Genomic DNA, 16063 nt, shown 5'->3' with positions numbered 1-16063 from the left:
ACTTTTATTTTTTATTTTTGGCGTACTGTTTTAATAAACCTGGTACATCTAAAATCAGCGCAATACCACCGTCTGAGGTAATTGTTGCCCCCGCCATACCCGGCGTACCTTGTAGCATACTTCCTAACGGCTTAATAACCACTTCTTCCTGTCCAATTAAACCATCAACCACAAAGCCAATCTGTTTTGTACCTAATTGAACAATAACGACATGGCCGTGCTTTTTATCACCATGTTTAAACTTAGTTTTATGGCTGTGCAACCAATGCTCTAAATAAAATAATGGTACGGCTTTATTACGTACAATAACGGTTAGCTGACCATCTACAACATTGGTTTTGGTTAAATCAAGATGGAAGATCTCATTGACACTTGATAGCGGTAACGCAAACACTTGCTTAGATACATCTACCATTAAGGTCGGCATAATAGCTAACGTTAACGGTACTTTAATTTCTAAAACAGTGCCTTTGCCCTTCAATGAGTCGATATGAACAGTACCGTTTAGCTGAGTAATACGGGTTTTCACCACGTCCATACCCACGCCCCGACCAGAAATATCTGATACTTCCACTTTAGTTGAAAAGCCTGGCGCAAAAATTAAATTATATGCTTCGGAATCTGTCATTCTAGATGCAGTATCCTCATCAAGCACACCACGGGTAATAGCTATCTCTTTCAGCTTTTGTGGGTCCATTCCTGCACCATCATCTTCAATTTTCAGTAAGATGTGATCGCCTTCTTGGCTTGCTGATAATGTAATAGTACCTGTTCTTGACTTGCCATTCGCCTCACGGGTAATAGGCATTTCAATCCCGTGATCAACCGAGTTACGCACTAAATGCACTAACGGGTCGGCTAAAGCTTCGGCGAGGTTTTTGTCTAGATCGGTTTCTTCACCAATCATAACTAAATCAATTTCTTTATTAAGTGTACGCGCTAAGTCACGCACAACCCGCGGAAAGCGACCAAAAACCTTCTTAATTGGCTGCATACGAGTTTTCATTACTGCGCCTTGCAAATCAGCAGTAACTAAATCTAAATTTGCCAGTGCTTTTGACATTTCCTCGTCTTCACGAGTAACGCCTAAACTAACTAACCTATTTCGGACTAATACCAACTCACCGACCATATTCATAATTTGATCAAGTCTAGCGGTATCAACACGAACAGTTGTTTCTCCCTGAGGAACAGATGCAGCCGCTTTTGTTGGCGCCTTATCTTTAATAACCACGTCAACATTTGCTACAGGAGCAGGTGCTTTAGGTTGAGGAACTGGAGCTGCAGCGGCCTTTACTGGCTCAACGTTTTTGGGTGCGGCAGTTTTGAGTGTTGCAGCAGAGCTTGACGAGGAAGTATCTACTTTAGCAGGCGAAGAACCTTTCCCGTGAAGCTCATCAAGTAATTTCTCAAACTCGTCGTCGGTTATATCATCTGAGTCTACCATTTGAACTGGAGGCTCTACAGATTTAGCTGGTGCAGGTTTACTCTCAGCTGCATTTAATTTATTTGAACCATGAAGTTCATCTAACAATGCTTCAAATTCGTCATCAGAAATTTCATCTGAGCCAACAGGAGCTGGAGCTGATTGCTGAGGTGTTTTAGCCGTTGATGAAGTAGTTGCTACAGGGCTATTACCTTGACCATGAAGCGCATCTAATAATGCTTCAAATTCGGACTCATTTATTTCGTCAATATTAGTGTCAGCGCTAACATTGTCTTCAATGAATTCTGGTTGATTGACAGGCGCGATTTCCTCTACGAGTTCTTCTACTGACTCTTGAATCAGCTCTTCACTCTGCCCGCCCATTTCTGATGGCAAAGGTGCACCCGAACTGAGTAGCTTCAATTTATTAAGTAGTTCGACTTCAACAGGATCTTGTTCTTCGCCTTGCTGAGTTTGGGCAAACATAATGTTAATAGCATCAACTGCCTGCAAAATGATATCCATCAATTCTGCATTAACACTCCGTTTGCCGGTTCTCAATAGATCGAAGGTATTTTCCGCTTCATGGCAGACGTCTACCATAGGTTTCAAACTTAAAAAACCAGCTCCACCTTTTACAGTATGGAAACCGCGAAAAATAGCATTCAACAAATTACTGTCATCAGGATTATTTTCAAGCGCAACTAACTGCTCTTGAAGAAGCTCTAAAATCTCACCAGCCTCTACCAAAAAGTCCTGGAGTATCTCTTCATCAACATCAAATGACATTCAACTGACTCCTAATTAGAAACCCAGACTGGATAGCAAATCATCAACTTCATCTTGACCTGCGACCACGTCATCACGCAATTCTGCGTGCATAATTGGGCCCTCTGCCTCTATTTTATTCTCTTTTTTAACAGTTTCCGGTTGCGGCGTATAATCACCAAATACTGTCAACATAGAGACTAGATTATTTTCGACTTCGCGAACTAAGTCGATAACTCGACGGATCATTTGCCCTGTTAAGTCTTGAAAATCCTGCGCCATCAGTATTTCATTTAGTAATTGTCGTAAACGGGTTGTATCGTGTTCACTATGTGACATAAGCTGCTGAACATCATGACAAAGTTTTTTGAACTCACTCAACTCTATGTCTCGACGCATTAACTTATCCCACATAGGGGTAACAGATTTTATATTGGTAATTATTGTATCGGCCAAAGGTAAACATTCTTCAACTGCATCCATGGTTTTATTTGCAGCTTGTTCTGTCATATCAATAACGTAATTTAATCTCTCTTTAGCATCCGGTATTTCAACCTTGGCTAATTCTGATAAACGGTTATCTACCTGAAAATCTTGAAGTGCACTATGAAGTTGACGTGTTAATTTCCCGACTTCTTCAAATAATTCACGCTGTATTGGTGTAGCGAGTTCTCTAACAACGTCGTCAGCTTGATCTTGCTCCCCCGCAGTAAGCAGTTCGACAAGTTGCTGGGCCTGCTCGAGAGTAATTAACCCCGATATTATTGGCTGCATAACTTATCCTTGCTTAAGCGAGACGTTCAAAAATTTTATCTAATTTCTCTTTAAGGGTAGCCGCTGTGAAAGGTTTAACAACATATCCATTCACACCTGCTTGGGCGGCTGCAATAATTTGCTCACGCTTAGCTTCTGCCGTAACCATCAAAACAGGTAAATGTTTTAATGAATCATCGGCACGAATAGCCTTCAGCAAATCAATACCTTGCATACCAGGCATATTCCAATCTGTTACAACAAAGTCAAAATCACCTTTTTGCAACATAGGTAAGGCTGTTGATCCATCATCTGCTTCTTGGGTATTATTGAATCCCAAGTCTCGCAACAAGTTCTTTATGATACGTCGCATTGTTGAAAAGTCGTCAACAATAAGAATCTTCATATTCTTGTCCAAGGTTTCCTCCGGTGAGCTGACACTCTAGTGCTCTAATTAATAATTATTGTTGTGTCCAATGCTTGAGTTTGCCTTTTAATCTAAGCATAGCCTGACTTAATATCTGACTAACCCTAGATTCGCTTACTTCAAGAATTGCACCGATTTCTTTTAAGTTTAACGCTTCGTCATAGTACAGTGAAAGTACTAATGCATCTCTTTCTGGTAAGGTTTTAATTGCTTCCACCAGCGCTGATTTAAATTGCGTTTCAGCTAATGCTTCAAAATTATCATCTGGTATTCCATCATCTGTGACTAACACATCTTGCGAAATACCTAAATCTTCTATGCCTATGATTTTCCCAACAGAAACATCATTTAAAATATGATGGTACTCATTGAGCGACATATCAAGTTTTTCTGCAATTTCTGTGTCACGAGCATCACGTCCCAATCCTTGCTCTAGTTCGTCAATAACCTGCGCAACCCGGCGATTATTGCGATGAACTGAACGAGGAACCCAATCACCACGGCGGATTTCATCAATCATAGCACCGCGTATCCGAATGCCTGCAAAGGTTTCAAACTTAGCCCCTTTGGTGTCATCAAATTTTGATGACGCTTCAAGTAACCCTATCATGCCAGACTGTAGCAAGTCGTCGAGTTGCACTGAAGCAGGTAATCGCGCCAACATATGATGTGCAATTCTTTTTACCAGCGGTGCATACTGTTCAACAACGGATGTTTTATTATCGAACTGAGTATACGCGGCGGCTTTATTCACTCACTCTATCCTCTTGTGTTTCTTTGCGTTGGACTAAACGTTCAACAAAAAACTCTAAGTGTCCACCCGGCTGTTGTGGAACTGGCCAGCTCATAATTTTATTTGCCAGGCCGTGATAAGCAATGGCTGATGGCGACTTTGGATACGCCTCAACAACTAACTTTTGCTTTCGCACAGACTTACGCAAATTCTCATCAAATGGCACGGTTGCAACTAGCTCTAAAGCAACATCTAAAAACCGATCCGTTACTTTACTTAGTTTAGCAAACAATTCCATTCCTTCACGTAAACTGCGTACCATATTAGCCACAATTTTGAAATGAAATACACCGTGTTCACGGCTTAATATTTTTATCAGTGCATAGGCATCTGTAATAGATGTCGGTTCATCGCATACCACAATTAATACATCTTGTGATGCCCTTGAGAAACTCAGTACCATATCTGAAATACCTGCCGCGGTATCGACAATTAATATGTCAAACTGTGTACGCATCTCACTGAAAGCACGAATTAATCCTGCATGTTGAGCCTGGGTTAATTCAACCATAGCTCTGCTTCCAGACGTTGCAGGAACAATACCAATACCTTTAGGGCCTCGAACAATGATATCGTCTAATTCGGCATCGCCAGATAAAACATGAGATAAATTTTTCTCGGCACGAATTCCTAACATCACATCAACGTTAGCTAAACCAAGATCCGCATCTAATACTAAAACACGTTTACCTTTTTCCGCTAGGGCAACGGCAGTGTTTATAGAAACACTGGTTTTTCCTACCCCACCTTTTCCACCGGATACGGCAATTACTTTAACTTTTTCGTTATTTGGTTGATTCATCATACGTAAACCACTTGCTTGATCACGGGTCATATTCTTACTCGAATGCATAAGTCATTTCATTCGACCATGCGCTTGTGTCTTGAGAAATTACTTGTTCTGTTTCATTTAACGCGGCTAAAGCTTGCTTAGCCAGAGCTAAAGTATCTGCTACTTTTATGTCTTCAGGAACACGTTGGCCATCAGTCACATAGCTTAATGGTAACTCATTTTGTATCAGAACGCTCAATGCACCTGCAATTGATACAGATTCATCTAATTTGGTTAAAATTACACCCGCTAATGGAATGCGTTTAAAATGATTAACCGCGTCTTGTAATACCCTGCGTTGCCCTGTTGCCGACATCACTAAATAGCTGCGAATTGGGATCCTACTGTTTGCTGTCAAATTATCAAGTTGTTGATAAAGACGCATATCACGTTGCCCCATACCCGCTGTATCTATAAGTACTAACTTGCGACTTCTAAATTGGTACAAAATCTGTTCTAGCTCGGTGACATCATGTGCTTGCTTTACTGGACAACCCATTATTTTGCCATAAGTTGCTAATTGCTCATAGGCGCCAATACGATAATGATCCGTTGTAATAAGTGCAACTTGATCTGCACCATGTTGTGCTGCAAAACGTGCAGCAATTTTTGCCAGAGATGTCGTTTTACCAACACCAGTTGGTCCAACAAAAGCCACAACGCCTCCGCGCTTTACAATATCATCACCTTGGTTATCAAGTAAGTTAGCCAAACTTTGTGGTAATGAACGCACTAATTCCGCTGGATTATAGTGTTGACTCAAAGATGAAAGTTTAGCTGAAACGGGTGCTGAAAACTCTGCAGCAAGTAGTTTACTTTCAAGCATAGCACCCACAGGATCTTTCCGCTTTTTTTGTTCAGTCATCAATGAAGATACTTGATGAGTCAGTAAGTTACGTAATGAAGCCATTTCTTCACGAAGCGCATCCATTTCGGTCGAACTGACCTTATTATTTTTTGACTGCTTATCAAATCCAGCTTGTTGCTGATATTGGGGTTTAGCTGGCTTCGCCTCAGCTGTCACGCCTTGTAATTGGCGCGCCCATTCAGGTAAATCAGAGTCATCTTTTTTAGGAGGCATTTGCTGACTTAAGCGGCTTTGTTGTTTCTCTAACAACGCTTGTAATGAATCTGCCGCTGGCGGTGGATTAATTTTTGTCTTTGCCTTGATTACAGAGTTAGATGCAAGTGATACGCGATCCTCACTTAGATCCATAAAGCCTGGAGTCGGTGCCGCCATAGCGGCACTCGCCTTAGGCTCATCGTAATCAACGGCGGCGACAATCTCGATCCCGCCTGCCACTTTTTTATTCGACATAATGACAGCGTCAGAGCCAAGGGTCTCTTTTACTTGCGCTAATGCTGCGCGCATATCTTTGGCAAAAAATCGTTTAATTTTCACTTACGCACCTCTTTTATCTGACGTTATCACTATTGGCCAACAGATGAAACAATCCGTATCTGTTTCTCATCTGGAATTTCTTGATACGAAATTACCCTTAAATTTGGAATAGTGTACTTAACAAATCGTGACAGAGTTGAACGTAGCATGCCTGATGTCAATAAAATGGCTGGCTGACCGACCATTTCTTGTTTCTGTGAAGCATCAAGTAATGACTGCTGCATGCGTTCTGCAAGGCCTGGTTCAATATTTGGCCCCTCTCCCCCTGTCGCCTGCATAGACTTATGCAACATTTGTTCCAACTCTGGAGCCAAAGTAATGACGGGGATTTCTAGCTCAGGTCCGGATATTTCTTGCACAATCATACGTTTTAGCGCGATTCGAACTGCAGCGGTAAGTACTTCAGTATCATTACTTTTGGTGCCGTATTCCAGCAAAGTTTGCACTATAGTACGTAAGTCACGCACAGACACGCCTTCATTCAATAGATTTTGCATTACTTTAACCACATTACCTAGCGACATTACATCCGGTATAAAGCCATCAACAAGTTTTGGTGACTGTTTAGAAAGCATGTCCATTAATTGTTGTACTTCTTCATAGCCTAATAACTTAGCAGCATTATTACTGAGTAATTGGCTGATATGAGTTGCTACCACAGTTGCAGTATCTACCACTGTATAGCCTAGTGTTTGCGCATGCTCACGTTGCTCTGGTGCAATCCAAACGGCTTCTAGCCCAAATGCAGGATCGGTAGTTTCTATGCCATCAAGCTTGCCATAAACCTGCCCAGGGTTAATGGCTAACTCACAATCATGCCTCACCTCAGCCTCACCAACCACCACGCCCATTAAATGAATACGATATGAATTTGGCGATAAATCGAGATTGTCACGAATATGCACTGCTGGCACTAGAAAACCTAACTCTTGTGATAGCTTTTTACGCACCCCTTTAATTCTACTTAATAACTCTCCACCTTGACCTTTATCAACTAAGGGGATGAGTCTATATCCGACTTCTAAACCGATAGTGTCAACGTGACGAACATCGTCCCAACTTAAATCTTTTGGTTCTTTATCTTTAATATCTGGCGGGCCTTTTTTGACAAGCTCTAATGCTGCGGATTTTCTATCATTAATACGTTTGTTAACAAAATAAGCCGCACCGGCTGTCAAAAATGCAAAACTGATAAAGGCAACATGTGGCATACCAGGTACAATACCCATAACAAATAACAAACCTGCTGCAATAGCTAACGACTTAGGCTTGTCAAACATCTGACTCATCATCATCTGGCCCATGTCACCAGATTCATTTTGACGAGTAACCATTAGAGCAGCTGCAATTGAAAGTAGTAAACCAGGTATTTGAGCGACTAGACCATCACCAATAGTCAGTAGAGTGTAAACTTCTACTGCACTAGAAAAATCCATTCCATGCTGAACCATACCAATGACGAAGCCGCCCAACATGTTAATCACCAAAATCATAATACCGGCTATGGCATCGCCTTTTACAAATTTTGAGGCACCGTCCATCGCACCATAAAAGTCTGCCTCGCGAGTGACTTCTTCGCGACGAATACGCGCTTGATCTTGATTTAAAATGCCAGCGTTCAAGTCAGCATCAATGGCCATTTGTTTACCGGGCATAGCATCCAAGGTAAACCGCGCACTGACCTCTGAGATACGACCTGCACCTTTAGTAACAACAGCAAAGTTGATAATAATCAAGATTAAAAATACAACTAAGCCAACAGCATAGTTACCACCAATAACCACTGAACCGAAGGCTTCAATGACTTTACCCGCCGCGTCGCCACCATTATGACCTTCTAGTAATACCACTCGAGTTGAAGCCACATTTAAGGCAAGTCTTAGTAAAGTAGCCACTAAAAGTACTGTGGGGAAAGCGGCGAAATCGAGTGGCCTGTCGGTATAAATAGCGACAAGCAGCACGACTAAAGCCAGTGCAATGTTGAATGAAAACAAGATATCTAATAAGAATGGCGGGATCGGTAAAACAATCATCCCTAATGCCGCCAACACTAACAGAGGCGTACCAATTCCTTTAAAGGTTGATGGTCGGATTTGTTTAAATTGCCCGAAAACTGCTTTTACATCCATTCGCGAAAGCCTTTTACTGATGAATTTTTGACGCGTACAGTCAAATAGCAAGAATTAAGCCAACAAAAAAATTCAATCATAATTTGATAATAGAATCTATTTACTAGGATTAAAAAACAATCTAAGAGTGTTATTAATGCTTTAGTTCATCCGGAATGGGTTGTTTTAACGGGACTGGTATAGGACGACGCCCCTTACCTTTTTGGTATTGTTTTAACTGAAATACATATGCAAGCACCTGAGCAACAGCGGTAAATAAGCCTTCTGGCACTTGTTGACCTACTTTTGTTGTATGATAAATAGCCCTTGCTAATGGTGGTGCAGACACAATCGCAACGTTATGCTCACGAGCGATTTCACGAATTTTAAATGCAACATCATCAACTCCTTTAGCAATTAAAAATGGTGCGGAGGAGCGGGCAACATCATATTTAACCGCTACAGCATAGTGTTCAGGGTTGACCACAATAACATCAGCATTGGGCACTTCGGCCATCATCCTTGTTTGCGCCATTTCTCGTTGCAGTTGTCTGACACGGCCTTTAACTTCAGGTTGGCCTTCAGAATCTTTGTACTCGTCTTTAATTTCTTGTTTGGTCATTTTAAGTTGTTTATTGTGATTCCAAATTTGAAACGGTACATCAATAATCACAATGATTAGCATCGAGGAACATAACAGAATAAACATCCATACTAATAAATCTAAAGCATGGTAAACGTTGCCAGGTAAATGGTCGCTAGACAACATTAAAATATCGTAAAAATAGAACTTTAGTAAGAAATACGCAGCAATGGCTACTACCGAAAATTTGGCTATACCCTTAGTTAACTCCACTAACGCCTGCGTTCCAAACATTCGCTTAAATCCACTAACGGGACTCATTTTACTGCCCTTGGGCATAAAAGCTTTTACAGAAAAAGACAAGCCACCTAAAACGATATTGCCCAAAAAAGATACCAAAGCGAGCAAAGCAATAAAACTTACCAAAGGCCAAGCAAGCTCATTGCCCACCACGCCCCAAATTCGATACATCGAATTAGTATCAAAGATTTGATCTCGCTCCATGGTAAAAATTTGTTTCATTATGGTATATAAACTTTTGGCGATAGCAGGCCCAGTCATAGCAAAGCCAACCGATGCAGCAAGTAATACCGCAGCAGTGCCTAACTCTTTAGAGCGAGCAACCTGACCTTTTTCACGCGCCTGTTCAAGACGCTTACTGGTGGGCTCTTCTGTGCGTTCTTGACCACTGTCAGCTTCTGACATTTACTGTGTCCTTAAAAAGCAACATCACCATCAATTTGGCATTGCAGTTGTAAAATATCACACATCAATAATTGGGCTGCTAACCATACTTCATCAAAATGTGCCATGATAGGACCTAATGTTAGCCACAATATCACTAATCCGCTAACCATGGTGACTGGAAAACCTATTGAAAAGATGTTCAACTGTGGTGATGCACGGGTCATTACACCAAAAGATAAATTGATCAATAATAACGCAACAATGGCTGAGATAGACATAGTTAGTGCCGCGCCGAACATATAAGATCCCCATTCAGCAAGATTTTTATAGGTGGTAATATTAATACCTTCTGCCGATACTGGAATAGTTTCAAAACTGGCGACAATCATTCTAAACATTAGTAAGTGACCATCAACAGCTAAAAATATTAACGTAGCAAGAAGCAAGAATATATTACCCACCACAGGGGTTTGCTCACCAGAGCCCGGATCAACCATTGATGCAAAACCTAAACTGGTTTGCATACCAATAATATGTCCTGTCAGCACGAATGTTTGCATCATCATCACACTCACAAAGCCCATTGCAGTACCAATTAAAAGCTGTTGTAAAGTAATAAACACTGAGCTAAGTGCAAATAGCTCTACATTTTCAACAGGGGGAGTACAGGCACAATGGCAAACGTAAATGCCATTGAGAAAAGTAATCTGACGCGAGAGGGCGTTGTATTGGCGCCAAAGACAGTCATGGTCATCAACATGGCTGATATGCGAAAGAGCGGCCATAGATACATGGCAATTGTCTGACTGATTTCATCAAACAATATTTCCATCGGCCTACCCAATCACTACAGGGATAAGGTTAATCATCTCGAAGAAAAAATCCATCATAGTCTGTATAAGCCAGTGTCCTAGAAACATCAATGCAAATAAAGTCACCAATAATCTAGGTAGAAAACTCAATGTTTGCTCATTAATCGATGTTGCTGCTTGAAACACAGCAACCACTAGACCAATTCCTAAACCGGGTAAAATAATCGCTGAGACTATCAATACAATTATTGATAGTGCTTCACGAAAAACATCAATTAAGGACTCGGGAGACATGTCTTCTCCTAAATGCCAAAGCTATTAGCTAGGGTACCCATCACGAGACTCCAGCCATCAACCAGCACAAATAACATAATCTTAAAGGGTAGCGACACAATCATGGGTGACAACATCATCATACCCATTGCCATCAAGATACTGGCGACCACTAAATCTAATACTAAAAATGGCACAAATAACATAAAGCCAATTTGAAAAGCCGTCTTTAACTCACTGGTGATAAAGGCTGGCACAATGACAACCATTGGGGCTTGTTCAGGAGATTGAATGTCTTTGTAACCTGATATTTCAATGAAAGTTTTCAAATCTGTGGTTCTTACCTGTGACAGCATAAAACTTTTAATTGGTTCTTTGCCAACATCATATGCTTGGGAAAGTGTCATCGATTCATTCATATAGGGTTCTACCGCTTCGGCATAAATTTTATCAAAAACGGGTGCCATGATAAAAAATGTCATAAACAAACTGAGGCCAATTAACACCTGGTTTGATGGAGTTTGTTGCAAGCCTAATGCTTGTCGAAGAATAGATAACACAACAATAATGCGGGTAAATGAAGTTAGCATTATCACCATAGCAGGAATAAAGCTCATGGCGGTCATCAGCAATAATATTTGCATGGTAACCGAATATTCTGTCGCGCCATCGGCACCTGTGGTTACGGTTAGCGCTGGCAATACCCCATCTTGTGCGATTGTACCTGAAGACCAAACTGTCGCAGCCAACACCGAGACCCAGAGTATTGCTTGAAACACTTTACTCATGATGTCTTTCCTTAGCTTGTTGTAGGTTTTGGGCAAATGAATGAGTAGAGGCTTCAACGGGGCTTGCAAGTTTATCGATTAAATTAATTTGCTGGGATGTCACGCCGAGTAAGTATTGCTGTTGATTAATTTCAACCACCATCAACTTCTCTTTTTGACCTACAGGTGTCATCGCAATCGTCTTTATAATCCCATTTTGACTCGGAACAAGATTGAGCTTTTTAACGATATAGGCGAGTAATATAATAAGCGCAACTACAACAATAAGACCACCAAGCATATTTGCTAAGGTAGAGACTGTAGAGGTGTTATTTACCGATGTCGCTACATCAGCCACGGGTAACACTTGTGCTGTTGTAATGGCATTGGATAAAGCAACAGTTAGGTATGACACGGTTAATCCTTGAGCCATATGTCACTTAAGTGATTACTAAAAATATCAGCACTTAAGTGACCATTGATGATTAAAGAGCAATATAAAAAGGACTATAAAAAATAAACTAAATACACATAATTAATACTATTTTAGTTTTTTAATACGCTCAGTTTGGCTAATAACATCTGTCAGTCGGATACCAAACTTATCATTGACCACAACCACTTCACCATGGGCAATTAAGGTACCGTTGACCATCACATCTAATGGTTCACCTGCCACCCTATCTAACTCGACAACTGAACCTTGGTTTAGTTGAAGTAAATTACGAATGCTGATAAAACTGCGCCCAACTTCCATTGAAATAGTTACCGGAATATCTAAAATAGAATCCAACTTAGCGGCATCTTCTTTAGAAATCGGCTTTGAATCATCAACTAATTCATCAAGCTCAATTTGTTCAGCTTCTTCAATTGCTTGCTCAGCCATTGCTGCTGCCCAATCATCGCCGGTATCTTCTGTGCTCATTTACATCACCTTATAATTCTGAAATATCACGCGACTTACCTTTGCGTGTTACCAATTGCAACTCAGACTTTACTGTTTCAGGTCGCGGAATTTTTTCACTAATTTTTAACGCTAAGTTATCGCGTGAACGCCCCAATTTACATCGGTAAGTGGGTAAATCTTCGATACGCATCATAATATGTTCAGGTAAATCTATCGGGATAATATCACCCGCTTTAAACCCCATAACATCACGAAGCGTCACTTCGTGTTCAATAATATTGGCGTCAAAACCAACCTTCACGTCCATAATTTCATCACGTAATGCCTGAGACCAACGCATGTCGGTATCTTGTTTATCACTTTGCACACCTGCATCAAGTAATTCGCGTATAGGCTCTATCATCGAATAAGGCAGCGTGATGTGGAAATCACCACCACCGCCGTCCACTTCAATATGGAAAGAGTTAATCACTACCACTTCTGTCGGACTAACAATGTTAGCCATTGCGGGGTTAACTTCAGAGTCCAAATATTCGAACTCGACATCCATCACGGGTGCCCAAGCGTCTTTATAATCTTCAAAAATGATTTTTAATAATAACTGAATAATTCTTCGCTCTGTCGGCGTAAATTCACGGCCCTCAATTTTTGCATGAAAGCGACCATCACCACCAAAAAAGTTATCTACCAGTATAAAGACTAAGCGCGCTTCCATAGTAATTAGCGCAGTTCCCTTTAAAGGGCTGAAACGCACCATATTTAGGCTAGTTGGCACAAATAACGTATGCACGTATTCGCCAAACTTTAACATTTGCACACCGTTGATAGACACTTCTGCCGCTCTGCGCATCATATTAAACATGCTGATCCGTAGATGACGAGCAAATCGTTCATTGACAATTTCCAGTGTCGGCATTCGGCCACGAACGATACGATCTTGAGACGAGAAGTCATAAGATCGCGCATCTTCGCCACCTATATCACCATCATCCTCATCAACATCATCAACACCATGTAATAGTGCGTCAATCTCGTCTTGACTTAATAAATCACTCACATGTTCACCTTAACTCTATCCATCTGGATTATTGCATCACAAAACCAGTAAATAGCACTTTCTCAACAAGAGGCTTTCCAGTAACAGGTTGCAAGGTATTTTGTACACTTAATAACGCCAATTGACGTACTTCATCTTTACCCGCTTGTGTACTTAACTTTTGAACATCTGCACCGCTAAAAGTGGTTAGTAAAGCATCTTCAATTAAGGGAATGTGCTTTCTAACTGCAGTTTCATCATCAGCGCCACGCACCATTAATTGCACTTTAATTTCAACTAAACGAGATCTATCGACCCCAGGCAAATTGAACAAAAATGGTCTTGGCATACCGACATAATTTGCTTCATTAGTTGGTGCTTGAGAAGAGGATTCGGTAACCGCACCAACATCATCACTTTGAGCAGCTGCAGCAGGCTCGTCAGAGCCTAGAAAAAACCATGCTCCCCCCCAATTAATAGTGCTGCAACTAACCCAATTCCACCGAAAAGGATTAATTTTTTTGATTTTTTTGGTTCACTGCTTGCTTCATTAAGCTCTAACTCTTCAGCCATGGAGATCCCTAAACAAATTATGCGTATCAACTATGCGAATATCTAATAAGGGTAACATAAACCGCTTAGTTAGCTTATGAACCTTTAAGATAATAATTATGCTATAGATTACCGACTTAAGCGTAATAATCTATACCTGATTGTAAACTCTCTGGATGATTTTGAAACATTGAATGCTCTACCGCGGAATTTTCATCCATATCTTGCTGTTCAGCATAGCGTTCCGATGAGTCTTGCGGCTGTCCATCCCGTCCTCCGCCACCTTGAGAAACCTGGCTGTCGGTAAGTTGTAATCCTTCTTGCGCTAACATGTCTCTTAATCTAGGGATTGCTTGCTCAATCAATTCACGAGTTTGTGACTGCGTAACATGAAACTGTACTTGAGTTTGATCGCCATTTATCTGAATTTTAACCGTCAAGTGACCTAACTCAGGTGGATCAAGGCGAATTTCCGCCTGTTGAATGCCATTACTCACCATAGTGATCAATTGCTGCTTCATTACAGGTGAAAAACGTTGAATCATCTCCTGCATTTGAACTTGAGATTCACCCTGCTGCTTTAAAGATAATTGAAACTGCGGTACTTCACTTTTATGAATAGGGGTAAAACTACTTTGATTTTGCATCGCCTTTACATCAATCGCTTCATCCGGAGCACCAAAAACGTCAATACGAGCTGATTTGGCTAATTCGCTATCTATATTGGTTAACGCTGCAACAGAAGCTGTTTTAAGCGACTCAGCAGAAGCTGGCGTTTTTGAGTCAACCTGCGCCACAGCCATTGGCTCAACGACGTTAGCTGGACTAGGAGCTTTATCGCCCAAAATATTATCACTATCTTGAGTGCCCACCGAGCTAAATAAAGCATTATTTTTTTGACCCAAAGAGTCATTCGTTAATTTAGTCGCATCACTGTCTTGAATGATATTTTTAGCCATATTGGCACTAGCCATAGCAGACATTGGAGCTTGAAGGGGCACACCTGTAATCGCTGGAGAGACATCATTGAGTGAATTAGCAGCAATAGGATCCAATTTAACCTCTAAATTTTTAGCTGCTAAGTCTAAAATAGATTCATCAAGCACCGGAGCTTGTAAATTAAAGTCAGCTACAAGGTTAACTAAATCATCATGGCTCAGCGCAATTAACTGTTCTGCTGATAAAGTTGAAAAATCACTCAACAATTCTTTTTCTGAATCAGACAATGATGCCAAAAATTCGTCATTAGACTCACCTTCAAGCGGTAATTGAATCATATTACTAAACAGGCTATTTTCTAATAGATCTATGTTAGTAATGTCACTATCAGTGTCATTACTAGCGACTTGATTATCCAAAATGTCAAAATCACTTTCAATGCCATCAATGTTAGATAAAGCCTGCGTTATAGCATCAAGACTGCCATCATCTGTAACATTACTTTCACCCTTAACCTCAAATATCGGCAATATTTGTCCGTCACCCTTTGACTTGTCAAATGACTGCGCCATGTCTAATTGAGCGAAAATAAGCTCAATATCAGTTCCCTCTAGAGGCTCTGATAAGTCAACATCAATAGTGGTGATTGCAGATTGCTCAGACTGTTTACTCGTATTAACAAGTTTAGCCGATTGAAAAGAAGACATTTGGCTTGCTTGATTAAATTCATCTATAAATGATTTACTTTCAGATACTTGAATAGCATCTTTAGCCTGTGAGCCTGTAGACTTACTCGTACCAGTTAAGAGAATATTACTCATCTGTTGCATTATATATGCTCCACAAACTCAATCTAAAAGAAGATAATCAATCATCTTTTGTGTATTTAATCTACCGCCCAATAACACGCTAAATAAAATGTCACAACGCCACTTCAATGACGATTAATTATTACGTAGTAGATACTAAGCAATAAAAGTGCCAACATAATAGTTGCA

16 protein-coding genes and 1 pseudogene are annotated in these 16063 nt (G+C 40.7%); all 17 read right to left on the bottom strand.

The genetic code is table 11. The features are described from left to right. Positions 1–4 precede the first annotated feature (4 nt). The 17 genes and pseudogenes from ACRWQN_RS08060 to ACRWQN_RS07980 all read right to left on the bottom strand — a co-directional run bounded on the left by ACRWQN_RS08060 (position 5) and on the right by ACRWQN_RS07980 (position 15895). Positions 5–2215, bottom strand: a complete 2211-nt coding sequence (locus ACRWQN_RS08060; RefSeq protein ID WP_434940408.1) for a chemotaxis protein CheA — start codon at positions 2213–2215, stop codon at positions 5–7. 15 nt (positions 2216–2230) lie between these two features. Continuing rightward, positions 2231–2968 (bottom strand): protein phosphatase CheZ, encoded by a 738-nt coding sequence (locus tag ACRWQN_RS08055; RefSeq protein ID WP_434928747.1) that lies wholly within the window; start codon positions 2966–2968, stop codon positions 2231–2233. A 13-nt stretch (positions 2969–2981) separates the two neighbouring features. Continuing rightward, a complete protein-coding gene (gene cheY, locus ACRWQN_RS08050; RefSeq protein WP_007649667.1) occupies positions 2982–3365 on the bottom strand; it encodes a chemotaxis response regulator CheY in 384 nt (127 codons plus the stop codon). A 43-nt stretch (positions 3366–3408) separates the two neighbouring features. Further along, entirely contained in the window at positions 3409–4128 is a 720-nt protein-coding gene (locus tag ACRWQN_RS08045) for an RNA polymerase sigma factor FliA (RefSeq protein WP_226410444.1), read from the bottom strand. Continuing rightward, the gene (locus tag ACRWQN_RS08040) at positions 4121–5002 is read right to left on the bottom strand and encodes a MinD/ParA family protein (RefSeq protein WP_226415986.1); all 882 of its coding nucleotides are present in this window, start codon (positions 5000–5002) and stop codon (positions 4121–4123) included. Before ACRWQN_RS08040 ends, ACRWQN_RS08045 begins: the two co-directional genes overlap by 8 nt. A gap of 4 nt (positions 5003–5006) precedes the next feature. Next, positions 5007–6401 carry a flagellar biosynthesis protein FlhF gene (gene flhF / locus ACRWQN_RS08035; RefSeq protein ID WP_434940407.1) on the bottom strand — a complete coding sequence of 465 codons (1395 nt, stop codon included), beginning with the start codon at positions 6399–6401 and terminating at the stop codon, positions 5007–5009. Positions 6402–6430: 29 nt separating this feature from the next. After that, positions 6431–8530: a flagellar biosynthesis protein FlhA gene (gene flhA, locus ACRWQN_RS08030; RefSeq protein WP_434940406.1), complete on the bottom strand. Its 2100-nt coding sequence runs from the start codon at positions 8528–8530 to the stop codon at positions 6431–6433. 133 nt (positions 8531–8663) lie between these two features. Further along, entirely contained in the window at positions 8664–9797 is a 1134-nt protein-coding gene (gene flhB / locus ACRWQN_RS08025) for a flagellar biosynthesis protein FlhB (protein ID WP_434940405.1), read from the bottom strand. A gap of 11 nt (positions 9798–9808) precedes the next feature. After that, positions 9809–10611 (bottom strand): annotated as a pseudogene (fliR, locus tag ACRWQN_RS08020) (flagellar biosynthetic protein FliR). 4 nt (positions 10612–10615) lie between these two features. Then, the gene (gene fliQ / locus ACRWQN_RS08015; protein WP_434928742.1) at positions 10616–10885 is read right to left on the bottom strand and encodes a flagellar biosynthesis protein FliQ; all 270 of its coding nucleotides are present in this window, start codon (positions 10883–10885) and stop codon (positions 10616–10618) included. A gap of 8 nt (positions 10886–10893) precedes the next feature. Continuing rightward, positions 10894–11652 carry a flagellar type III secretion system pore protein FliP gene (fliP, locus tag ACRWQN_RS08010; RefSeq protein ID WP_226410450.1) on the bottom strand — a complete coding sequence of 253 codons (759 nt, stop codon included), beginning with the start codon at positions 11650–11652 and terminating at the stop codon, positions 10894–10896. Then, positions 11645–12046 carry a flagellar biosynthetic protein FliO gene (gene fliO, locus ACRWQN_RS08005; RefSeq protein ID WP_434940404.1) on the bottom strand — a complete coding sequence of 134 codons (402 nt, stop codon included), beginning with the start codon at positions 12044–12046 and terminating at the stop codon, positions 11645–11647. Before fliO ends, fliP begins: the two co-directional genes overlap by 8 nt. 126 nt (positions 12047–12172) lie before the next feature. Next, positions 12173–12556: a flagellar motor switch protein FliN gene (gene fliN / locus ACRWQN_RS08000; protein WP_226410451.1), complete on the bottom strand. Its 384-nt coding sequence runs from the start codon at positions 12554–12556 to the stop codon at positions 12173–12175. A gap of 10 nt (positions 12557–12566) precedes the next feature. Beyond that, positions 12567–13595: a flagellar motor switch protein FliM gene (gene fliM, locus ACRWQN_RS07995; protein WP_226410452.1), complete on the bottom strand. Its 1029-nt coding sequence runs from the start codon at positions 13593–13595 to the stop codon at positions 12567–12569. Between the two features lie 28 nt (positions 13596–13623). After that, a complete protein-coding gene (fliL, locus tag ACRWQN_RS07990) occupies positions 13624–14052 on the bottom strand; it encodes a flagellar basal body-associated protein FliL (RefSeq protein ID WP_434940616.1) in 429 nt (142 codons plus the stop codon). Further along, positions 14022–14147, bottom strand: a complete 126-nt coding sequence (locus tag ACRWQN_RS07985; protein WP_434940403.1) for a hypothetical protein — start codon at positions 14145–14147, stop codon at positions 14022–14024. Before ACRWQN_RS07985 ends, fliL begins: the two co-directional genes overlap by 31 nt. 116 nt (positions 14148–14263) lie before the next feature. After that, positions 14264–15895, bottom strand: a complete 1632-nt coding sequence (locus ACRWQN_RS07980) for a flagellar hook-length control protein FliK (RefSeq protein WP_434940402.1) — start codon at positions 15893–15895, stop codon at positions 14264–14266. Positions 15896–16063: the final 168 nt, after the last annotated feature.

Origin of the sequence: Shewanella sp. HL-SH8 (assembly GCF_051165765.1) — a bacterium.
Classification (GTDB): domain Bacteria; phylum Pseudomonadota; class Gammaproteobacteria; order Enterobacterales; family Shewanellaceae; genus Shewanella; species Shewanella glacialimarina.
Note: the sequence above shows the minus strand (reverse complement) of the source record. Positions and strands in the feature narration are given on the sequence as shown.